This window comes from Azoarcus sp. DN11 (genome assembly GCF_003628555.1).
Lineage (GTDB): Bacteria > Pseudomonadota > Gammaproteobacteria > Burkholderiales > Rhodocyclaceae > Aromatoleum.
In genome coordinates, this window is record NZ_CP021731.1 from 767,355 (window position 1) to 787,548 (window position 20,194).

At 65.5% G+C, this 20,194-nt stretch carries 20 protein-coding genes; 8 read left to right on the plus strand and 12 right to left on the minus strand.

Features of this window, described 5'->3' with window-relative positions; translation table 11 throughout:
• Positions 1-406: 406 nt before the first annotated feature.
• From rraA to clpS, 3 genes are all read right to left on the minus strand, one after another.
• On the minus strand, positions 407-886 hold the full coding sequence (rraA, locus tag CDA09_RS03415) for a ribonuclease E activity regulator RraA (protein ID WP_121427339.1): 480 nt from the start codon (positions 884-886) through the stop codon (positions 407-409).
• A gap of 147 nt (positions 887-1,033) precedes the next feature.
• Positions 1,034-3,310, minus strand: a complete 2,277-nt coding sequence (gene clpA / locus CDA09_RS03420) for an ATP-dependent Clp protease ATP-binding subunit ClpA (protein WP_121427340.1) — start codon at positions 3,308-3,310, stop codon at positions 1,034-1,036.
• Positions 3,311-3,312: 2 nt separating this feature from the next.
• A complete protein-coding gene (gene clpS, locus CDA09_RS03425; RefSeq protein ID WP_121427341.1) occupies positions 3,313-3,621 on the minus strand; it encodes an ATP-dependent Clp protease adapter ClpS in 309 nt (102 codons plus the stop codon).
• 409 nt (positions 3,622-4,030) lie between these two features.
• On the opposite strand from clpS, the gene CDA09_RS03430 reads away from it, so the two are divergent.
• Positions 4,031-4,234, plus strand: coding sequence for a cold-shock protein (locus CDA09_RS03430; RefSeq protein ID WP_018990831.1), 204 nt, complete (start codon positions 4,031-4,033; stop codon positions 4,232-4,234).
• 131 nt (positions 4,235-4,365) lie between these two features.
• Here CDA09_RS03430 and rpmG read toward each other — a convergent pair whose 3' ends face one another.
• From rpmG to radC, 3 genes are all read right to left on the minus strand, one after another.
• A complete protein-coding gene (rpmG, locus tag CDA09_RS03435) occupies positions 4,366-4,533 on the minus strand; it encodes a 50S ribosomal protein L33 (RefSeq protein ID WP_018990830.1) in 168 nt (55 codons plus the stop codon).
• Positions 4,534-4,589: 56 nt separating this feature from the next.
• Positions 4,590-4,826, minus strand: a complete 237-nt coding sequence (rpmB, locus tag CDA09_RS03440) for a 50S ribosomal protein L28 (protein WP_015434856.1) — start codon at positions 4,824-4,826, stop codon at positions 4,590-4,592.
• Between the two features lie 114 nt (positions 4,827-4,940).
• Positions 4,941-5,618, minus strand: a complete 678-nt coding sequence (gene radC / locus CDA09_RS03445; RefSeq protein WP_121427342.1) for a RadC family protein — start codon at positions 5,616-5,618, stop codon at positions 4,941-4,943.
• A 46-nt stretch (positions 5,619-5,664) separates the two neighbouring features.
• On the opposite strand from radC, the gene coaBC reads away from it, so the two are divergent.
• Genes coaBC through CDA09_RS03460 form a run of 3 tightly spaced genes read left to right on the plus strand, consistent with a single transcriptional unit; the run spans position 5,665 to position 7,741 of the window.
• Positions 5,665-6,861, plus strand: a complete 1,197-nt coding sequence (gene coaBC, locus CDA09_RS03450; RefSeq protein WP_121427343.1) for a bifunctional phosphopantothenoylcysteine decarboxylase/phosphopantothenate--cysteine ligase CoaBC — start codon at positions 5,665-5,667, stop codon at positions 6,859-6,861.
• An 8-nt stretch (positions 6,862-6,869) separates the two neighbouring features.
• Entirely contained in the window at positions 6,870-7,319 is a 450-nt protein-coding gene (gene dut / locus CDA09_RS03455) for a dUTP diphosphatase (protein WP_121427344.1), read from the plus strand.
• A complete protein-coding gene (locus CDA09_RS03460) occupies positions 7,319-7,741 on the plus strand; it encodes an NUDIX hydrolase (RefSeq protein ID WP_174718407.1) in 423 nt (140 codons plus the stop codon). Before dut ends, CDA09_RS03460 begins: the two co-directional genes overlap by 1 nt.
• Positions 7,742-7,777: 36 nt before the next feature.
• On the opposite strand, the gene CDA09_RS03465 is transcribed toward CDA09_RS03460, so the two are convergent.
• On the minus strand, positions 7,778-9,052 hold the full coding sequence (locus CDA09_RS03465; RefSeq protein WP_121427345.1) for an NAD(P)/FAD-dependent oxidoreductase: 1,275 nt from the start codon (positions 9,050-9,052) through the stop codon (positions 7,778-7,780).
• Between the two features lie 19 nt (positions 9,053-9,071).
• Positions 9,072-9,395 (minus strand): c-type cytochrome, encoded by a 324-nt coding sequence (locus tag CDA09_RS03470; RefSeq protein WP_121427346.1) that lies wholly within the window; start codon positions 9,393-9,395, stop codon positions 9,072-9,074.
• 115 nt (positions 9,396-9,510) lie between these two features.
• Between CDA09_RS03470 and soxY the strand changes: the two genes are divergently transcribed.
• Together soxY and soxZ are read left to right on the plus strand one after the other, a co-directional pair.
• The gene (soxY, locus tag CDA09_RS03475) at positions 9,511-9,978 is read left to right on the plus strand and encodes a thiosulfate oxidation carrier protein SoxY (RefSeq protein ID WP_121427347.1); all 468 of its coding nucleotides are present in this window, start codon (positions 9,511-9,513) and stop codon (positions 9,976-9,978) included.
• Positions 9,975-10,286, plus strand: coding sequence for a thiosulfate oxidation carrier complex protein SoxZ (gene soxZ, locus CDA09_RS03480; RefSeq protein ID WP_121427348.1), 312 nt, complete (start codon positions 9,975-9,977; stop codon positions 10,284-10,286). The genes soxY and soxZ overlap by 4 nt, the downstream gene beginning before the upstream one ends.
• On the opposite strand, the gene aceK is transcribed toward soxZ, so the two are convergent.
• A complete protein-coding gene (gene aceK / locus CDA09_RS03485) occupies positions 10,283-12,064 on the minus strand; it encodes a bifunctional isocitrate dehydrogenase kinase/phosphatase (protein WP_121427349.1) in 1,782 nt (593 codons plus the stop codon). The two genes, soxZ and aceK, sit on opposite strands and share 4 nt — an antisense overlap.
• A gap of 223 nt (positions 12,065-12,287) precedes the next feature.
• On the opposite strand from aceK, the gene CDA09_RS03490 reads away from it, so the two are divergent.
• Positions 12,288-14,525: an NADP-dependent isocitrate dehydrogenase gene (locus CDA09_RS03490; protein WP_121427350.1), complete on the plus strand. Its 2,238-nt coding sequence runs from the start codon at positions 12,288-12,290 to the stop codon at positions 14,523-14,525.
• Positions 14,526-14,823: 298 nt separating this feature from the next.
• A complete protein-coding gene (gene icd / locus CDA09_RS03495) occupies positions 14,824-16,068 on the plus strand; it encodes an NADP-dependent isocitrate dehydrogenase (protein WP_121427351.1) in 1,245 nt (414 codons plus the stop codon).
• An 80-nt stretch (positions 16,069-16,148) separates the two neighbouring features.
• Here the strand turns inward: icd and CDA09_RS03500 are convergent, their stop codons facing one another.
• The 3 genes from CDA09_RS03500 to CDA09_RS03510 form a co-directional block, all read right to left on the minus strand.
• On the minus strand, positions 16,149-16,409 hold the full coding sequence (locus CDA09_RS03500; protein WP_121427352.1) for a DUF4212 domain-containing protein: 261 nt from the start codon (positions 16,407-16,409) through the stop codon (positions 16,149-16,151).
• A 17-nt stretch (positions 16,410-16,426) separates the two neighbouring features.
• A complete protein-coding gene (fusA, locus tag CDA09_RS03505; RefSeq protein WP_121427353.1) occupies positions 16,427-18,484 on the minus strand; it encodes an elongation factor G in 2,058 nt (685 codons plus the stop codon).
• A gap of 76 nt (positions 18,485-18,560) precedes the next feature.
• Positions 18,561-20,183, minus strand: a complete 1,623-nt coding sequence (locus CDA09_RS03510) for an MFS transporter (RefSeq protein ID WP_121427354.1) — start codon at positions 20,181-20,183, stop codon at positions 18,561-18,563.
• Between the last annotated feature and the right edge of the window lie 11 nt (positions 20,184-20,194).

The window sequence follows — 20,194 nt, forward strand, 5'->3', positions numbered from 1 at the left end:
GGTTTCAACTCGGCGGCTTGCCCGGTCCTTGTTCCGGCCGGATGGGCTCGTCGGTACGAGGTCCGCCGGAGCGTCCTCGTGTGGGAAAAAGTATAGGGATGATCTCGCTCTGCAGCAATAAGTCTTATATAAGATATAAGAAATTATTTGGTGCAAACAAATCAGCTACTTGCGCGCCGATTTTCGTATGGTGAGATCGTGATTGGCGTTGTGAAATGAAATGCTGCTGCGGCGCGGAAAAAACGCTCGCGGACAGAAGCACGAACCCGGCGTGTTCGGTGAGAACGGGGGCCGCCGCAAGGGGGCATCGGGGCGGGACGACAGGGGCTGGCAGACCCTGAACAGGAGATCGGCGAGCTGCCGGCGCGTAAAGGGGCCGCGGGCTGCGCCGCGACCCCGTGACGGGTCAGAGCAGGGCCGACTCCGAAACGACAACGCCATCCTCGTCCGCGTAAGCGAACTGTCCCGGCACAAAGGTGACGCCGCCGAAGGTTACCGGCAGGTCCTTGTCGCCGGCGCCCTTCTTGATGCTTTTTTGCGGATGCGTGCCGAGCGCGAACATGCCGAGGTCCATGCCGCCGATCGCCTTCGAGTCGCGGATGCAGCCATAGACGATCACGCCCGCCCAGCCGTTCTTCACGCCGAGCAGCGCGAGCTGATCACCCACCAGCGCGCAGCGCATCGAGGCGCCGCCGTCGATCACCAGCACGCGCCCCTTGCCGGGGCCTTCGAGCACCGTGCGCACCAGCGAGTTGTCCTCGAACACCTTCAGCGTCGCGATCTCGCCGCCGAAGGACGGGCGGCCGCCGTAGCTGCGGAACATCGGGCTGACGACGCGGAGTTTGCCCTCGTGGGCGTCGCAAAGGTCGGCGGTCTGGATTTCCATGTTTGTGATTCCTTGTGTGAGTGGATTGTCCGAGCGGGCAGGGCGATGACACGCGCCATTACGCGTTGCGGGATGGACGATAAACCACGGCAGCACACAAAAAAAGGGCGACCTCCAGGCCGCCCTTTCCGATCGCGTTGCGGTGTTTCACACCGTGGCCGGTTCCGTCTGGTCGAACACCAGCTTGACCTTGCCTTCGGCATCGAGATCGATCGTCACCTTGCCGCCATGTACCAGGCGCCCGAACAGGAGTTCGTCGGCGAGCGCGGCGCGGATCGTGTCCTGGATCAGGCGTGCCATCGGGCGGGCCCCCATGACCGGGTCGAAACCCTCGGAGGCCAGCCAGCCCTTGAGCTCGTCGGTGAAGTGCGCTTCGACCTTCTTCTCGTGCAGCTGCGCTTCGAGCTGCATCAGGAACTTGTCGACGACGCGCAGGATGATCTCGTTGTCGAGCGGCTTGAACGATATCGTCGCATCGAGCCGGTTGCGGAACTCGGGCGAGAACATGCGCTTGATCTCGGCCATCTCGTCGCCGACCTCGCGCTTGGCCGAAAAACCGATCACCGATTTCTGCATCATCTCGGCGCCCGCGTTGGTCGTCATGATGATGATCACGTTGCGGAAGTCCGCCTGCCGGCCGTTATTGTCCGTCAGCGTGCCGTGGTCCATCACCTGCAGCAGGATGTTGAAGATGTCCGGGTGCGCCTTCTCGATCTCGTCGAGCAGCAGCACGCAGTGCGGCTTCTTCGTGATCGCCTCGGTCAGCAGGCCGCCCTGGTCGAAACCGACGTATCCCGGCGGTGCGCCGATAAGGCGGCTCACCGCGTGGCGCTCCATGTACTCGGACATGTCGAAGCGCACCAGTTCGATGCCCATCGTGAAGGCGAGCTGTCGCGCGACCTCGGTCTTGCCGACGCCGGTAGGGCCGGAGAACAGGAAGCTGCCGATCGGCTTGGCCGGATTGCCCAGGCCGGAGCGCGACATCTTGATCGCCTTCGCAAGCGCCCCGATTGCCGCCTCCTGGCCGAACACGACGTTATTGAGGTCGCGGTCGAGGTTCTTCAGCGCGGCCTTGTCGTCGCTCGACACGGAGCGCGGCGGGATGCGCGCCATCTTTGCGACGATGTCCTCGATCTCGCTCTTGCCGATCGTCTTGCGCTGCTTCGACTTCGGCAGGATGCGCTGCGCGGCGCCCGCCTCGTCGATCACGTCGATGGCCTTGTCGGGAAGCTGGCGGTCGTTGATGTAGCGCGCCGACAGTTCGGCGGCCGAACTCAACGCAGCCGTCGAATACTTGACGCCGTGGTGCTCTTCGAAGCGGCTCTTCAGCCCCTTCAGGATTTCCACCGTTTCGGCGACCGATGGTTCGGTCACGTCGACCTTCTGGAAGCGCCGCGACAGCGCGTGATCCTTCTCGAAGATCTGGCGGAACTCGGAATAGGTCGTCGCGCCGATGCACTTCAGCTGCCCGGACGACAGGGCCGGCTTGAGCAGGTTCGAGGCATCCAGCGTGCCGCCCGATGCCGCGCCCGCGCCGATCAGCGTATGGATCTCGTCGATGAACAGGATCGCATTGCGCGTTTCGCGCAGCTGCTTCAGCACCGCTTTCAGGCGCTGTTCGAAATCGCCCCGGTACTTGGTCCCGGCGAGCAGCGCACCCATGTCGAGCGCATAGACCTGCGCGCCTTCCAGGATCTCCGGAATCCGCCCGTCGACGATGTAGCGCGCCAGGCCCTCCGCGATCGCCGTCTTGCCGACGCCGGCCTCGCCGACCAGCAGCGGGTTGTTCTTGCGCCGGCGGCACAGGGTCTGGATCACGCGTTCGAGTTCGCGCTCGCGCCCGATCAGCGGGTCGATCTTGCCGATGAGCGCCTGCTGGTTGAGGTTCTGGGTGTAGTTCTCCAGCGCACTGTTGCCCTGGGCATTCTCGACTTCCTGCTCGCCCGGTTCCGGCGATTCGCTCTTGCCTTGCGGCGCTTGCCCGTGTTGCGGCGTCTTCGATATGCCGTGGGAAATGAAATTCACGACATCGAGGCGCGAGATGTTCTGGCGTTGCAGGAAATAGACCGCGTGCGAATCCTTTTCTCCGAAGATCGCGACGAGCACGTTCGCGCCGGTCACTTCCTTCTTGCCGGACGATTGCACGTGCAGGATTGCTCGCTGGATCACGCGCTGGAAACCGAGTGTCGGCTGCGTGTCGATCTCGTCGGTGCCTTCGACCTTGGGTGTGTGCTCGTTGATGAAATTCGTCAGTTCCCGCCGCAGTTCATCGACGTTGGCTGCGCAGGCGCGCAGGACCTCGGCTGCAGACGGATTGTCGAGCAGTGCCAGCAGCAGGTGTTCAACGGTGATGAACTCGTGCCGCTTCTGTCGGGCTTCGACAAAGGCCATGTGCAGACTGACTTCAAGCTCTTGCGCGATCATTCTCAGTTTTCCTCCATCACGCATGCCAGCGGATGCTGGTGCTGACGGGCGAAGGATACGACCTGTTCCACCTTGGTCGCTGCGACGTCCTTCGCGAAGACCCCGCAGACCCCCATGCCCTCTCTGTGGACTTGGAGCATGACCCGTGTAGCCCGTTCGCGGTCCATGCCAAAAAATTTCTGCAAAACGACGACGACGAAATCCATGGGCGTGAAGTCGTCATTAAGCAATAGCACCTTGTAAAGTGGCGGGGGCTTGGTGCGAGAGCGCTCCGCCTCGAGTGTAAACTCGCCCTGCTTTTGAGTGGCCATAACCCATTCTAATCAAGTGCAAGCAGAGTGCAACAGACCCCCGGTTGCGAGGACTGGGCGCCTTTCGGGACGGGCGTGCGCAAATGCAACGCGTGCTATGTTGCGCTGCAACCGAAAAACGATCGGCTGGCTGTATGCCGGATTGGTTGCCGGGGACGGCAAGCAGCTGTTTTCAACGGCCTTGTGCTTGCCGCGATGCAGCAATCATGCGGGCAATAAAATGTTGACGCTGTGCTGACAAATGCGTAAAAGCAGACGGGTGCGGCATGCGAAGTTCAATGCACTGGTTCTGTAATCCTGGCTCTTGTGGGCACTGGCTTGGCAGTACTGGTAACACCTCACTGAGCATTGGTGCACTGAGGGGGGAGACCCCGCATCGTTCTAAGCAATCTTGAAGGATTAAGGCAACATGGCAACTGGTACCGTTAAGTGGTTCAACGACTCCAAGGGCTTCGGCTTCATTACTCCGGACGACGGTAGCGAAGATCTGTTCGCTCACTTCTCCGCGATCAACATGGCCGGGTTCAAAACCCTGAAGGAGGGCGAAAAGGTCTCCTTCGAAGTCACGCAGGGTCCGAAGGGTAAGCAGGCCTCTAACATCCAGAAGGCCTGATGTCCCTTTAATCCGGAAGGCCGTACGCTAACGCGGAGGCCTTCCGGAAAAACAAGAGGCCGCCGGAGTGATCCGGCGGCCTCTTGTTTTGTGCGCTGCGTCCCTGGAGCAGGCCGCAGCCTGCAGGGGGCTTACTTGAGCTTCACTTCCTTGTACAGGACGTGCTTGCGTGCGACGGGATCGTACTTGTTGAACTCAAGCTTGTTCGGGGTGGTGCGCTTGTTCTTCGAGGTCGTGTAGAAGTGACCGGTACCTGCGGTCGACTCCAGTTTGATTTTTTCGCGGCCGCCTTTAGCCATTTGAATCTCCGTTCAGTTGCTTGCGCGTGTGTGGCGCAGTGCTTGGATCAGCCGTCTCAGATCTTCTCGCCGCGGGCACGCAGCTCGGAAACGACGACGTCGATGCCCTTCTTGTCGATGGTGCGCAGGGCAGCATTGGACACGCGCAGGCGGATCCAGCGGTTTTCGGATTCGCTCCAGAACCGGCGATTCTGCAGGTTCGGGAGGAAACGACGCTTGGTCTTGTTGTTGGCGTGGGAAACGTTGTTCCCCACCATCGGTGCTTTACCGGTCACTTGGCAGACGCGAGCCATATGTTGCTCCAGGGAATTCGGATTGCGGAAAACCTCGGATGTTATCCGATAACGTTCGTCGAGAGCAAGTGCGGATTGCGATGCGCCTGCCGGGATGCGCGTACGGTGCCGCCATCAGAGCAGGCCGCGCTCGGCGAAGGACAGCGGGCGCGCATGGGCGGTGACGACGAAGTGATCGAGGACGCGGACATCGACCAGGTCGAGGGCCTGCTTGAGGCTGCGCGTGAGCAGTTCGTCCGCGTTGCTCGGTTCGCTCGCGCCGGAGGGGTGATTGTGCGCGAGGATGACGGCCGCGGCATTGTGCGTCAATGCGAGCTTGACGACCTCGCGCGGATAGACGCTGGTCGCGGTGAGCGTGCCGCGGAAGAGTTCGACGGCCTCGATAAGGCGGTTGCGCGCGTCGAGCAGCAGCACGCAGAAGACCTCGTGCGGCAGGCTGCCGATGCGTAGCCGCAGCCAGTCGCGCACGGCAGTGGGGGAGTCGAACACGTCGCGCGCGGCCATCTCTTCGCTCAGTGCGCGCCTTGCCAGTTCCATGACCGCCTGCAGTTGGGCATACTTCGCGAGCCCCATTCCCGGTATCGCGGCGAATTCGTCTGCGGGGGCGGCACACAGGCGGGTGAGGGATCCGAAGCGGCCGATGAGGTCGCGCGCGAGGTCGACGGCGCTTTTGCCGCGGATGCCGACACGCAGGAACAATGCGAGGAGTTCGGCGTCGGAGAGGGCGTTGGCGCCTCGTCCGAGGAGCTTCTCGCGCGGCCGTTCGTCCGCAGGCCAGTCGGTGATTGCCATGTCGGGTGTGTGTTGTGGATGATTCAATAATTGTAAGGCATATGTCATGTGCGAATTGAAGGGCCGCAAGCTGGTGCTCGGCGTGACGGGGGGCGTTGCTGCATACAAGGCCGCGGAGTTGGTGCGGCTGCTCGGCAAGGTGGGCGCGGATGTGCACGTCGTGCTGACCGAGGGGGGCGCGCGTTTCGTCACGCCGGTCACGTATCAGGCGCTGTCGGGCAATCCGGTGTGGTCGGACCTGTGGGACGCGCGCATGGACAACAATATGGCACACATTGACCTCACGCGTGGCGCCGATGCGGTGCTGATCGCGCCGGCGACCGCCGACGTGGTCGCGAAGCTGGCACAGGGGCGGGCGGACGATCTGCTGACGACGCTGTGCCTGGCGCGCGAGTGCCCGCTGCTCGTCGCTCCGGCGATGAACCGCCAGATGTGGGAGCATCCGGCGACGCAGCGCAACATGGCGCAGTTGGCCGCCGACGGTGCCACCGTGCTCGGCCCGGCCGCGGGTGACCAGGCCTGCGGCGAGGTCGGCATGGGACGCATGCTGGAGCCGGAGGAGCTGCTGGAGCACGTGATCGCGTTCTTCCGGCCGAAGTTGCTGGCGGGGCGCAAGGTCGTGCTCACGGCCGGTCCGACCTTCGAGGCGATCGATCCGGTGCGCGGGATCACGAACACCAGTTCGGGCAAGATGGGTTACGCACTGGCGCAGGCCTGCGTGCGGGCCGGCGCGGAAGTCGTGCTCGTGAGCGGGCCGACGGGGCTGCCGGTGCCCGTGGGGACGCAGCGGGTGGACGTGCGCAGCGCGTTGCAGATGCGCGACGCGGTGATGGCTGCGCTGCCCGGTGCGGATGTGTTCATCGGCGTGGCGGCCGTCGCCGACTATCGGCCGGTCGAGGCCGCCGAGCACAAGGTCAAGAAATCATCGGCGGAGATGAGCCTGCGGCTCACGCCGAACCCCGACATCCTGGCCGAGGTCGCGGCGCGCGAGGATGCGCCGTTCTGCGTCGGCTTCGCGGCGGAAAGCCGCGACCTGGACGCCTATGCGGAGGGCAAGCGGCGCGCGAAACGCCTGCCCATGCTGGTCGGCAACCTGGTGCAGGACGGGCTCGGGAGCGATGACAACCAGGTGATCCTGTATGACGACGCGGGGCGGCACCCGCTGGAACATGCGCCCAAGACCGAGGTGGCGCGGAAGATTGTCGAACATCTGGCCGGTTTGCTGAAAACGGCTGCCAACTGAGGGCGAACATGCACCGAATTGACGTCAAGATCCTCGACGAGCGACTGCGCGAGCACAAGCCGTCCTATGCGACGCCGGGCGCAGCCGGACTCGACCTGCGTGCTTGCGTGAACACGTCGATCAGCCTGCATCCGGGCGACACGACGCTGGTTCCGACCGGATTGGCGATCCATCTCGCCGATCCCGGTCTGGCGGCGATGGTGCTGCCCCGTTCGGGTCTGGGGCACAAGCACGGCATCGTATTGGGCAATCTGGTCGGCCTGATCGATTCCGATTACCAGGGGCAGATCTTCGTGTCGGTGTGGAACCGCGGGCGCGCGACCTTCACGGTGCAGCCGATGGAGCGCATCGCGCAGCTGGTGGTCGTGCCCGTGCTGCAGGTCGGCTTCAACATCGTCGAGGAATTCCCCGAGAGCGATCGCGGCGAAGGTGGTTTCGGCAGCACCGGCAAGCACTGATGCACGCGGGCATCCCCGTCGGCGTGCATGTGCTGATGGAGCGCGAGGGGCGCATCCTGTTGATGCGCCGGGCCGGGACGGGTTTCTTCGACGGCCTCTACAGCCTGCCCGGCGGCCACGTCGAGCCGGGCGAGTCGCTGGGCCGGACCGCGGTGCGCGAGATGCGCGAGGAGGTCGGGGTGGATATCGACCCCGCCGGGCTCGTGCACCTGGGCGTCGTGCATCGCCGCTCCGACACGAACCGGGTCGATTTCTTCCTGCGCGCGAAGGCGTGGGCGGGCGAGCCCCGCATCTGCGAGCCGGACAAGTGCGACGCCTTGGACTGGTTCGCGCGCGACGATTTGCCCGCCAATACGGTGGCCTATGTGCGCGAGGCGCTCGCGGCGGGCGAGGGGCCGTGGATACGCGAACTCGGCTGGTGAAGGGCCGGCGAAGGGGGCGATCGGTGATGTGTCGTGTCAGGCCAGCATGTCGGCGCGAATGTTCTGCGCCCAGGCATCGGCGTAGCGCCCTTCCGCTTCGCTGGCGGACGGCGACAGGCCCCCTGCGCCGGCTAACGGCAGGAAGGTTCGTTCCGCCTCGTCGTAGCGGTGCACCGACGCGACGTGCATGGCGTTGCGGTCATCGACGAAGCTGTAGCAGGTGTTCAGCAGCATCGGCGCGGCGTCGGGCGCGCGCCCGTGCAGCAGTTCGATGATCGCGGCGGCGGCGAGCTTGGCCTGCTTGTTGGTGATGTGGCCGGACTTCGGCATGCCCGGTGCGGCGAGGACGGCGTCGCCGAGGACATGGACGTTCGGCAGGCCGCGGACTTCCATCGTTTGCCAATCGACATCGACCCAGCGGCCGTTGACCAGCGGGACGCCCAGCGCGTCGACGAGCCGCCCCGCGCGCATCGGCGGGATGACGTTGAGGACGTCGGCGCGCACGCGATCGAACTCGAGCTCGGCGCCCAGGTTGCGGGCATCGACGGACAGCAGGGTGCTGTCGGGGCGGTATTCGATGATGTCCTTGTACGGTCCGGCAAACGCCGCGGCGAAGAGTGCCTTCTTCGACTGGATCTCGCTGTTGGCGTCGAGCAGCAGCAGCTTGGCGCGCGGCTTGTGGGTGCGCAGGTAGTGCGCGACGAGGCAGGCGCGTTCGTAGGGGCCGGGCGGGCAGCGATAGGGCGACTTCGGCACATGCAGCGCGAACACGCCGCCCTCGGGCATCGCCGCGATCTGGCGGTGCAGGAGTTCGGTCTGCGGGCCGGCTTTCCAGGCGTGCGGGATGCGGTCGAAGTGGCCGGCGAGGCCGGGGATGTCGTCGGGGAGAAAATCCACGCCGGGCGACAGGACGACGCGATCGAAGCCGATCTCGCCGTTTTTCGCTAGGCGGACCTGGCGTTTCGCGGCATCGACGGACGTGACCGCGTCGGTGACGACGCGCACGCCCCAGCGCGAGCGCAGGTGATCGTAGCTTGCGGTGAGGTCGTCCATGCTGCGCAGGCCGGCGAGGACGAGGTTGGACATCGGGCAGGACACGAAGCGGGGCTCGCGTTCGACGAGCGTGACCGCGACGCGGCCGGTGCTCCACATGCGCAGGTACTTCGCGGCCGTCGCGCCGCCGTAGCCGCCGCCGACCACGACGACGTGCGCGGCGCCGCGCGGCGGGGCGCCGGAACAGGCGGCGAGCGCACCGAGCGCGGGGGCAGCCGCGGCGAGGCTGAGGCTGTGGAGGAATCGGCGTCTATCCATATCGTCGGGCGCGCAGGCGTCAGTCCGCGGCGGCGGATCGGGGGGTAGGGTGGGAGGCAAAGTGGGCGGCGATCAGCGCGAGCTGCTCGTCGCTGTAGCCGCGCACGATCTGCTGCATCACCGTGGCGGGCGCCGTGCCGGCGCGGAATTCCTGCAGCTTCTGCAGGATTGTGGCGGCGGGCAGGCCGGTGATGCGCGGGATGGCGTTCGGTGTGGGGGCGTCCGGCGCGTGGCAGGACGTGCAGTTGGCGGCGAGGTTGCGTGCGTGGTCCGCTGCAGGGGCGACAGCGTGGGCCAATCCGGTGAGCAGGCATAGGGTGGCGAGGGTAGACTTGCCCGTCACGGACGTACTCCAAGGATGGTGTGCGCGTAACGGCGCAGTATAGCGCGAGTGGCTGCACGCTCCGACGCAACGGGCATGGCGGGCGGATACGCAGACGTGAAAGTGGGGAGCGAGGATGGACAGGCAGCGCAGGAAGGTGCTGAAGGCAGGCGGCGGAATGGGGATCTGGGCGGCGCTCGCGGCGACGGGGATCGTCGCGCCGGCAATGGCCGAGGGGGGCCGCAACGTGGCCGCATTCGAGGCCAGGACGCTGGACGAGGCATTGCAGGCGCTGGGCGCCGCGGCGGCGCAGGACAGCGGCGCGATCCGCATCGTCGCGCCGGATGTGGCGGAAGATGGCCGCGCGGTGGCGCTCACGGTGTCGAGCGACATTCCGCGGACCGAGCAGATCGCGATCCTCATCGAGGAAAACCCGTTCAAGGTTGCCGCGAATTTCCGGCTGTCGGGGGCGATGACGCCGACGATCCACACGCGCGTGAAGATGGCGCGCACGACGCGCGTGCATGCGCTGGTGAAGGCGGATGGGCGGATCTACGCGGCGCGGCGCGAGGTTACGGTGACCGTGGGAGGCTGCGGCGCATGACGGCACCGACGCGCATCCGCGCGACGCTGAAGGAGGGGGCCACCGAGCTGCGGATGCTGCTGGCGCATCCGATGGAGAACGGCCTGCGCAAGGACGCCGAGGGCAAGCTCATCCCGGCGCATTTCATCACCGAGTTGAGCGTGCGCCGCAATGGCGAACTCGTGCTGGCGGCCGATTTCGGGCCGTCGATCTCGACCAATCCGTACCTCGCGTTCAGCCTCGCGGGCGGCGCCGTCGGCGACGAGATCGCGGTGAGCTGGCGCGACAACCGCGGCGAGACGCGCAGCGACGCGATCCGTATCGCCTAGGCGCCTTCGGTCGGGCGCCGCAGGTGCCCGAGGCGTGCGCGCGTGTGGCAAAAGCGCAGCTCTTCCGGGTAGGGGAAGAAATCCTCCAGGTAGCCGCTGCGGATCGACGCCTGCGTGCGCTGCCAAAAGCCGGGGCTCAGCAGGTCGCGGTGGTGCTTCAGGAAGGCCTGGCGCACGCGCGGCGCGCCGAGCAGGAAGGTCGCGAATTCCTCCGGGAACACGTCCATCGGGCCGGCGGAGTACCACGGCTCGCTGGACATCTCCATCTCCGGATAGGGTGCCTCCGGGATGTGGCGGAAGTTCATGTCCGTCATGTACTCGATCTCGTCGTAGTCGTAGAACACGACGCGGCCGTAACGCGTGACGCCGAAGTTCTTCCACAGCATGTCGCCGGGAAAGATGTTGGCCGTCGCCATTTCGCGGATCGCGTTGCCGTATTCGCGCACCGCGTGCTCGACCTGCTCGTCGCTCGCCCGCTCGAGGTGGATGTTGAGCGGCGTCATGCGGCGCTCGATGTACAGGTGCTTGATGACGACCGAATCGCCATCGATCTCGAAAGCGGACGGTGCCAGCGCGCGCAACTCGTCGAGCAGTTCGGGATTGAAGCGTGACCGCGGCAGTGCGGCGTAGGAGAACTCCAGCGTGTCGGCCATGCGGCCGACGCGGTCGACGCGCTTGACCATCAGGTACTTGCGCTTCACCGTCGCGCGGTCCGTGTTCTTCGAGGAACCGAAGACGTCCTTGATCACCTTGAACACGTAGGGGTAGGACGGCAGCGTGAACACCAGCATCACCATGCCGCGGATGCCGGGGGCGATCACGAACGGGTCGTTCGAGTGGCGCAGGTGGGCGATGAGGTCGCGGAAGAACATCGTCTTGCCCTGCTTGCCCAGGCCCAGCATCGTGTAGAGCTCCGAGCGGTGCTTGTTGGGCATGATGGAGCGCAGGAACTGCACGTAGCCGGACGGCACTTCCATGTCGACGAGAAAGTACGCGCGCGACAGCGAGAACAGCACCGAGATGCGCCACGCGTCGAGCAGGATGGTGTCGAGTTCGAGCCGTCCCGCGGCGTTGTGGCGCACGGCGATCGCGAAGGGGTATTCCTGGTAGCCGTTGATCGCCTTGCCGATGATGTAAGCCGTCTTGTTGCGGTAGAACGCCGAATACAGCACCTGGATCTGGCAGTTCACCTCCATGTCCGGCCATTTGCCGAGGTGCCTGTGCACCGCGTGCAGCAGCAGGGTGACGTCGCGGTCGAGGTCCTCGAACGGGCGCTGCCAGTCGAAGTCCTCGATGACGCGGCGCACGGTCGCGCGCAGGCCTTCGTCGCGCGGGTAGTAGCTGCTGTACACGGGCGGGTAGGACTCCATGTACTCGGTGGAGATCGCCGGACGCGCGAACAGGTAGTCGTTGTTGAAATAGGTTCGGTGCAGGATCTTGCAGCACACCGAATTGAAGAAGGTCTCGGCGAGCTCCGGCTGTTTGTGGCGGATGAGGATGCCGATGTAGTACAGCTTGGCCTGCTGCCAGGTGTCGTCATCGACCGAATCGGCGTCGAACTCGGCGTGCAGGCGGCGCACCGTCTCTTCCACGCGGTCGTCGTAGAACTGCACGCGGTCGCGCACCGCGTCGAGCAGCGCATGCCAGTCGGCCGCCTCGAAGCTCTCCTTGGCGCGGCGGGAGGTCTCGCGGAAGATGCGGTAGTGCTTGTTGAAGCCTTCGATCAGCGCCTGGGCGATGGACCGGGCGACGACATTCTCTCCCGTCGGTGCTTCCATACGTTCCTCGTCTCGGTGAAGTCGGGCGTAGCGGGCGGTCCGTGCAATCTTTTGTCTTATATAAGATTGGTTTCAGGGCGATTGCGACAACCCGCCACACAGGAGGTCTATAATAGCGCCCCGTCAGTAGGTGTCCGGGTGCGATCCAGGTTTTTCGGGCGTATTCCGGCCGGTTCAAGCGTTCGTCTGGCTTCGCGCCACAAAGATAATCCGGGAGAAATGCATGACAAAGAAGAGTTCGACGATCATTTACACGCTTACCGATGAGGCGCCGCTGCTGGCGACCTACTCGCTGCTGCCGATCATCGAGACGTTCACGGTGCCGGCCGGCGTCCATGTCGAGAAGAGCGACATCTCGGTGGCAGCCCGCGTGCTGGCCGAGTTCTCCGACTATCTGACGGACGCGCAGAAGGTTCCGGACAACCTCGCCGAGCTCGGGCGCCTGACCCAGGATCCGGACACCAACATCATCAAGCTGCCGAACATCAGCGCCTCCGTGGCGCAGTTGATGGCCTGCATCAAGGAACTGCAGGGCAAGGGCTACGCGATCCCCGACTACCCGGAGAACCCGGCGACCGAGGAAGAGAAGGCGCTCAAGACCCGCTACGGCAAGTGCCTCGGGTCGGCGGTGAATCCGGTGCTGCGCGAGGGCAACTCCGACCGGCGCGCCCCGGCCGCGGTCAAGAACTACGCGAAGAAGCACCCGCACTCGATGGGCGAGTGGAAGCAGTGGTCGCAGACCCATTGCTCGCACATGGAGCACGGCGATTTCTACCACGGCGAGAAGTCGATGACGCTCGACCGCGCCCGCAACGTGAAGATGGAACTCCTCACCAAGAGCGGCAAGGCCGTCGTGTTCAAGCCGAAGACCGCGCTGCAGGACGGCGAGATCATCGACTCGATGTTCATGAGCAAGAAGGCGCTGTGCGAGTTCTACGAGCAGCAGCTCGACGATTGCCGTGAAGCGGGCATCCTGTTCTCGCTGCACGTGAAGGCGACGATGATGAAGGTCTCGCACCCCATCGTGTTCGGCCACTGCGTGAAGATCTACTACAAGGAAGCCTTCGAGAAGCACGGCAAGCTGTTCGACGAGTTGGGCATCAACGTCAACAACGGCATGGCGACGCTGTACGAGAAGATCGCGACGCTGCCGGAATCGAAGCGCGACGAGATCATCCGCGACCTGCACGCCTGCCAGGAGCACCGTCCGCGCCTGGCGATGGTCGACTCCGCCAAGGGCATCACGAACTTCCACTCGCCCAACGACATCATCGTCGACGCCTCGATGCCTGCGATGATCCGCGGCGGCGGCAAGATGTGGGGTGCCGACGGCAAGCAGTACGACAGCAAGTGCGTCATGCCGGAATCGACCTTCGCCCGCATCTACCAGGAGATGATCAACTTCTGCAAGTGGCACGGCAACTTCGATCCGGCCACGATGGGTACGGTGCCGAACGTCGGCCTGATGGCGCAGCAGGCCGAGGAATACGGCTCGCACGACAAGACCTTCGAGATCCCGGAAGACGGCGTCGCCAACATCACCGACCTCGACACCGGCGAAGTCCTGATGTCGCAGAACGTCGAAGCAGGCGACATCTGGCGCATGTGCCAGGTCAAGGACGCGCCGATCCGCGACTGGGTCAAGCTCGCCGTGACCCGCGCGCGCAACTCCGGCATGCCGGCGGTGTTCTGGCTGGATCCGTACCGTCCGCACGAGGCCGAGCTGATCAAGAAGGTGCAGAAGTATCTTAAGGATCACGACACGAGCGGACTCGACATCCACATCATGTCGCAGGTGCGCGCGATGCGTTTCACGCTCGAGCGCGTTGCCCGCGGCCTCGACACGATCTCGGTCACCGGCAACATCCTGCGCGACTACCTGACCGACCTGTTCCCGATCATGGAGTTGGGCACCAGCGCGAAGATGCTGTCGATCGTCCCGCTGATGGCCGGCGGCGGCATGTACGAGACGGGCGCGGGAGGTTCGGCGCCGAAGCATGTGCAGCAGCTCCTCGAGGAGAACCACCTGCGCTGGGATTCGCTGGGCGAGTTTCTCGCGCTGGCGGTGTCGCTCGAGGACATGGGCATCAAGACCGGCAACGCCAGGGCCAAGCTGCTCGCGAAGACGCTCGATGCGGCGACCGGCAAGCTGCTCGACAACGACAAGTCGCCGTCGCGCCGCACCGGCCAGCTCGACAACCGTGGCAGCCACTTCTACCTCGCGCGGTACTGGGCCGAGGCGCTGGCCGCGCAGGACGAGGATGCGGAGCTGAAGGCCCGCTTTGCTCCGCTTGCGAAGACGCTGGCGGACAACGAGCAGAAGATCCTCGCCGAACTCGGCGCGGTGCAGGGCAAGCCGGCCGACATCGGCGGCTACTACTACGCCGATCCGGTCAAGACCGGCGCGGTGATGCGTCCGAGCGCAACGCTCAACGCCGCGCTTGCGGCCGTGAATGCCTGACGGGTAGCTCCATCGACCGCCGTCCTGCCCGTGCAGGACGGCGGCGCTTCACCGAAAAGCCGGCGCAGGTTCGCCGGCTTTTTTTCGTCCCTGCGCCCTGACCGCGGCTGACTGCGGTCCGCCGCCGTAAGGCACTCGTCGGGATTCTTGGGCCATAATCACTGACTGGAAACGGGGAGACATCATCCGCAGTGCGTGCCCCGGGTCGCGTGCGAGATGAGCGCCCAAGCTGCAAGCCAAGGGTTTTCAGCGATGAGCTGAATCAATCGAGATGCATCCACACAAAGAGGGAGTAGGCATGAGCGCATCCAAGATCAAGGTTCCCGCCGGCGGCCAGAAAATCGTTCCGGGCCAGACGGTTCCCGATCGACCGATCATCCCCTTCATCGAGGGCGACGGCATCGGCGTCGATATCACGCCGGTGATGATCAAGGTCATCGACGCGGCGGTCGAGAAGGCCTACGGCGGCAAGAAGAAGATCCACTGGATGGAGGTCTATGCGGGCGAGAAGTCGACCCAGCTGTATGGCCCCGACGAATGGCTGCCGAAGGAGACCTTCGATGCGCTGAAGGCGTATTCGGTATCGATCAAGGGGCCGATGACGACCCCCGTCGGCGGCGGCATCCGTTCGCTGAACGTGGCGCTGCGCCAGGAGCTCGATCTGTACCAGTGCGTGCGTCCGGTGCGCTACTTCAAGGGCGTGCCCTCGCCGCTGAAGCAGCCGGAACTCACCGACATGGTGATCTACCGCGAGAACACCGAGGACATCTACGCCGGCATCGAGTGGGCGTCGGGCTCGGAGCAGGTGAAGAAGGTCATCGCCTTCCTGCAGAAGGAGATGGGCGTGACGAAGATCCGCTTCCCGGAGAGCTCGGGCATCGGCATCAAGCCGGTGTCGGTGGAAGGCACGACGCGGCTCGTGCGCGCGGCGATCCGGTACGCGATCGACAACGACCGCAAGTCGGTGACCTTGGTGCACAAGGGCAACATCATGAAGTTCACGGAAGGCCTGTTCCGTGACACCGGCTACCAGGTCGCGCAGCAGGAGTTCGGCGCACAGCCGATCGACGGCGGGCCGTGGTGCAAGTTCAAGAACCCGAAGACCGGCCGCGAGATCGTCGTCAAGGACGCGATCGCCGACGCCTTCCTGCAGCAGATCCTGCTGCGCCCGGCCGAATACGACGTCATCGCGACGACCAACCTCAACGGCGACTACATCTCCGACGCGCTCGCCGCGCAGGTCGGCGGCATCGGCATCGCGCCGGGGGCGAACATCTCCGACCAGTACGCGTGCTTCGAGGCGACCCACGGCACGGCGCCGAAGTATGCCGGGCAGGACAAGGTCAATCCGGGGTCGTTGATCCTGTCGGCCGAGATGATGCTGCGCCACCTCGGCTGGAAGGAAGCCGCCGACCTCGTCATCAAGGGCATGGAAGCGGCGATTGGCGACAAGGTCGTGACCTACGACTTCGCGCGCCTGATGGAAGGGGCGCAGGAAGTGTCGTGCTCGGCGTTCGGCGATGCGATGATCGCGCGCATGTAAGGAGGCTCGCCCAGGCGCGCCGGGGAAAAACCCGCCCTCTCGTCGAGAAGGCGGGTTTTTGGTTGCCGCTTGTGGGGATGTCAGCGCTTTTCGCCGATCTGGTACTTGCGGTCGAGGTGGTTCATCGCGAGCACGTAGATCCCGATCAGGATGACGAAGGTGATCTGCGAACCCTGGGCGAAGATGTAGAAGCCGAGCGGAAAGCTCATGAACGTGAAGCGGTTGAGCTCGTCGGCGTAGTAGCCGGCGACGAAGCTCACGACAAACCACACCGACAGCAGCGAGAAGGTCAGCAGCAGGTTGCTGCGCCAGTAGGCCCGATGCTGTTCGGTGAGTTTCATCGCGTGCGCCCGTCGGCTTACTGGCCGTTGCCGTTGCCGTGGCCGGTCCAGGCCTTGGCGAGGCGCTGCTGCACGTCCTGCGGCGCGGGCTCGTAGCCGGCGGCGGTCATCGAGAACTCGCTCTCGCCGGCGCAGATCGCCTTCAGGCGCGCCTCGAAGCCGTCCATTTCCGCCATTGGCAGCGTGGCGGTGAGCAGCGTGACGCCGCTCGCGGGGCTTTCGGTCGTCGTCAGGTGGCCGCGCCGGCCCGCGAACTCGGCGCTGACTTCGCCGAAGTTGCTGTCGGCGACCTTCACCGTGACGCTGACGAGCGGTTCCAGCACCACCGGCCGGGCGCCGAGCAGCGCCTCGAGCGTCGCATGGCGGCCCGCGGTGACGAAGGACACCTCGTTCGAGTCGACAGCGTGGGCCTTGCCGTCGGTCAGCACGACGCGCACGTCCTGCACCGGGAAGCCGGCGAGCGCCCCCTCGGCCAGCGCCTGGCGCACGCCCTTTTCGACGGCCGGCAGGAAGTTGGTCGGGATCGCGCCGCCCTTGACCTCGTTGCCGAGCTCGATGCCCGAGCCGCGCGGCAGCGATTCGACGCGCAGTGCGACTTCGCCGAACTGGCCGGCGCCGCCGCTCTGCTTCTTGTGCCGGTAGCGCGCTTCGGCTCCGCCGTTGATCGTCTCGCGGTAGGGGACCGAAGGCGTGGCGGTGTCGAACTGCAGGTTCCAGCGCGCGCGCAGTTGTTCGAGAATGATCTTCAGGTGCAGCTCGCCGAGGCCGCGCACGACGGTCTGGCGGGCCTGGTGATCGAAGCCGACTTCGAGGCAGGGATCCTCGTCGAGCAGGCGCGCGAGCGCTTCGGCGAGCTTTTGCTCGTCGCCGTGCTTCTGCGGGATCAGCGCAAGGCCGAACACCGGCTGCGGGTAGCTGGCGGGCGCGAGATGGAAGTTGTCCTCGTCGTGCGAGTCGTGCAGTACCGCGTTGGGGTGGATGTCGTCGACGCGGGCGACCGCGCAGATGTCGCCCGGCACGCCCAGCGGCGTCTCGACCTGGTTCTTGCCCTGCAGGCGCAGCAGGTGCGAGACCTTGAAGGGTTTGCGGCTGTCGCCGATGTAGAGCTGGGTGTTGGGGCTGATGCGTCCCTGGTGGATGCGAAAGAGGCCCAGCTTGCCGCGGTAGGGGTCGTTGGCGACCTGGAACACGTGTGCGATGACATGGCGGTCGGGATCGGTGGCGACCTCGACTGTCTGCGCGGCGGCCCCTTCGCCCTTGAGGAAGCGCGGCGGGTTGCCTTCGGTCGGATCGGGCATGAGGCGGCCGAGGATGTCGAGCAGTTCCTTCACCCCGGCGCCGGTGCGTGCGGAGACGAAGCACACCGGGATCAGGTGGCCTTCGCGCAGTGCCTGCTCGAAGGGGGCGTGGAGCTGCTCCGGGTCGAGCGATTCGCCCTGTTCGAGGTAGCTCGCCATCAGCGCTTCGTCGAGCTCGACCACCTGGTCGACGATGCTGTCGTGCGCGGCGGAGACCGACGAGAACGCCGGTTCGAGGTCCTTGCCGGGCGTGAAGAAGCAGTCGATGACCGAATCGCCGCTCGCGGACGGCAGGTTGATCGGCAGGCACTCGCGCCCGAAGGTGGCACACAGGTCGTCCAGCAGGGCCGCGAGCGAGGTTGGCGTGGCGGCGTCGATCTTCGACACGACGACGAGGCGGCACTTGTCGCGCGCGGCTTCCATCATGCGGCGCGTGACGCCCTCGATGCCGGCCGCGGCGCTCACCAGTACCGCGGCGGTCTCGACCGCAGGCAGCGCAGTCAGGGCGCGCCCGGCGAGGTCGGGGAGCCCCGGGGTGTCGAGGAGGTTGACCCAATGGCCGGCCCATTCGAGGTGCGCGAGCGACGTCGACAAGGAATGCCCCATCGCCTTTTCCTGGGGGTCGAAATCGCCGACGGTGTCGCCGCGCTCGATCGTGCCGGCGGCGCCGATGGTGCCCGAGGCGACGAGCAGGGCTTCGAGCAGGGTGGTCTTGCCACAGCCGGCGTGGCCCAGCAGGGCGAGGTTGCGGATGTCGTGAACCGAAGCGGGTGTCATGGACTGGTCCTCACGTGGCCTTTGACTCGCAGTTTCCCCCTGTCGCGACGGCTGTGCAACGGTTTCGCGCCTATGCTCATGCGCTGCGCAGGCCCAGCAGGCGCGTCGCCGCGATCGCCAGCAGCGGCAGTGCGAAGCCAAGCAGCAGGACCGCCATGAGGAGCTGGCCGAGCTCGGTGTAGTTCGCCGCCACCGTGACGGCGCCGCTCGTGGCGTCGCGCACTTCGCGGGTGATCGTGTAGATCTCGTTGAGGTACTGGGTGCCGAGTTGGGCGGCGGACAGGGCGAGGTTCGTGAACGAGGCCATCACCGCGAAGTAGGTTGCCTTGAGATGCGGGGGCGCGGAGTTCGCGATCCACGCGAGCATCGGCACCATCGACACCTGGCCGAGCGGCGATTCGAGCGCGGTGTTGGCGATGGCGATGAAGCGGGCGTCGACGAGTCCGCCCGTTGCCGCAGCGGTCCATTCGTGCAGGCCGTGGAACATGCCGAGGAGGGGCAGCGACAGCAGCGTGCCGGTGATGGTCAGGAAGGCCACGATCTGTGCGATCGACTTTTCCGCCATGAAGCGGCGGAAGATGAAGAGTCCGGCGAGCGTCAGCGCGCTGGTGATGAGGTCGAGCCGCGACAGGAAGCTCTGGTCGAAGCCGAGTTCGTCGATCATCCACCAGCTCGCGCCCGCGCCCGGTCCGGGCATGGCGCGAAAGACGAAGATCACGATGATGGTGCCGAGCAGCGTGCGGCGGGCGTCGTCCGCCAGTTCGCGCACCAGGCGGAAGATCATCACGCCGATGATCACGAAGGACGCGCCGAAGATCAGCTCCTGGCCGTAGCCGAGGCCGGACAGGCCGACCGCGAGCGTGAGCGCGACGAAGGCCGCGCTGCCGCCGAGGATCCACCAGTTGGGGGTGGTCGCCTGCTCGGGGGCGTGCACGAGGCGGTCGATCGCCGCCGCGTCGTGCCCGAGCCGCGCGAGGCGCCGGGCTTCGCGGCGCTTGAGGATGCCGGAAAGAAGCACGCCGCTCACCGACAGCAGCGGGATCACCAGCGCGTATTCGTAGATGCGCACGTAGATCGCGACCTTTTCCGCTTCCGGCAGGGCTTCGCTGCCGTCGAACATCGCGACGTTGGCGAGCGATACGAGCACGGTGCCGCCAATGATCGCGACGCGGCCGAGCATCTGCATCGTCGTGTGCATCAGGCGCACGGTCTCCTCGGGGAACGGGGCGCCGTCGGCGTCGACGCGCGGCACGGCCTCGACGGTCATCGCGTCGGCGACGGCGTCCTGCATCACGTAGCCGACCGGCGCGAGCAGCGTGGACAGCACAAACCAGGACTCGGCCGACATCACCCGACGCATCGCGGCCGGGTCGCCGATCAGGCCGATCATGATCGCGAGGCTCGCGGCGATGAGGGCGGCGCCGAGATAGACGAGGCCGGCCTTGTGGCGCCACAGGAGATCCACGAGATGGCCGATGGGCATCTTGAGCGCCCACGGGATGCCGGCCCAGAAGCCCAGCGCGGCGAGGAAGGACGCCGACAGGCCGAGGTAGTCCTTGACGAAGAAGGTGCCGACGATGCCGGTGAGGCCGGAGACGCCCGCTGCGACATAGACCATCAGCGGCGGCAGGTACGAGAGGCGCATCTCGCGGCCGAGTTCGAGGATGGTGCGGTCGAACCAGCGAAGCAGGGCGGTCATCGGGGGCGGAT

Coding starts and splice junctions, on each gene's coding strand:
- rraA (WP_121427339.1), bottom strand. CDS start 886: ATGGAAATCCAGACCGCCGACCTTTGCGACGCCCACGAGGGCAAACTC.
- clpA (WP_121427340.1), bottom strand. CDS start 3,310: ATGATCGCGCAAGAGCTTGAAGTCAGTCTGCACATGGCCTTTGTCGAA.
- clpS (WP_121427341.1), bottom strand. CDS start 3,621: ATGGCCACTCAAAAGCAGGGCGAGTTTACACTCGAGGCGGAGCGCTCT.
- CDA09_RS03430 (WP_018990831.1), top strand. CDS start 4,031: ATGGCAACTGGTACCGTTAAGTGGTTCAACGACTCCAAGGGCTTCGGC.
- rpmG (WP_018990830.1), bottom strand. CDS start 4,533: ATGGCTAAAGGCGGCCGCGAAAAAATCAAACTGGAGTCGACCGCAGGT.
- rpmB (WP_015434856.1), bottom strand. CDS start 4,826: ATGGCTCGCGTCTGCCAAGTGACCGGTAAAGCACCGATGGTGGGGAAC.
- radC (WP_121427342.1), bottom strand. CDS start 5,618: ATGGCAATCACCGACTGGCCTGCGGACGAACGGCCGCGCGAGAAGCTC.
- coaBC (WP_121427343.1), top strand. CDS start 5,665: ATGTGCGAATTGAAGGGCCGCAAGCTGGTGCTCGGCGTGACGGGGGGC.
- dut (WP_121427344.1), top strand. CDS start 6,870: ATGCACCGAATTGACGTCAAGATCCTCGACGAGCGACTGCGCGAGCAC.
- CDA09_RS03460 (WP_174718407.1), top strand. CDS start 7,319: ATGCACGCGGGCATCCCCGTCGGCGTGCATGTGCTGATGGAGCGCGAG.
- CDA09_RS03465 (WP_121427345.1), bottom strand. CDS start 9,052: ATGGATAGACGCCGATTCCTCCACAGCCTCAGCCTCGCCGCGGCTGCC.
- soxY (WP_121427347.1), top strand. CDS start 9,511: ATGGACAGGCAGCGCAGGAAGGTGCTGAAGGCAGGCGGCGGAATGGGG.
- soxZ (WP_121427348.1), top strand. CDS start 9,975: ATGACGGCACCGACGCGCATCCGCGCGACGCTGAAGGAGGGGGCCACC.
- aceK (WP_121427349.1), bottom strand. CDS start 12,064: ATGGAAGCACCGACGGGAGAGAATGTCGTCGCCCGGTCCATCGCCCAG.
- CDA09_RS03490 (WP_121427350.1), top strand. CDS start 12,288: ATGACAAAGAAGAGTTCGACGATCATTTACACGCTTACCGATGAGGCG.
- icd (WP_121427351.1), top strand. CDS start 14,824: ATGAGCGCATCCAAGATCAAGGTTCCCGCCGGCGGCCAGAAAATCGTT.
- CDA09_RS03500 (WP_121427352.1), bottom strand. CDS start 16,409: ATGAAACTCACCGAACAGCATCGGGCCTACTGGCGCAGCAACCTGCTG.
- fusA (WP_121427353.1), bottom strand. CDS start 18,484: ATGACACCCGCTTCGGTTCACGACATCCGCAACCTCGCCCTGCTGGGC.
- CDA09_RS03510 (WP_121427354.1), bottom strand. CDS start 20,183: ATGACCGCCCTGCTTCGCTGGTTCGACCGCACCATCCTCGAACTCGGC.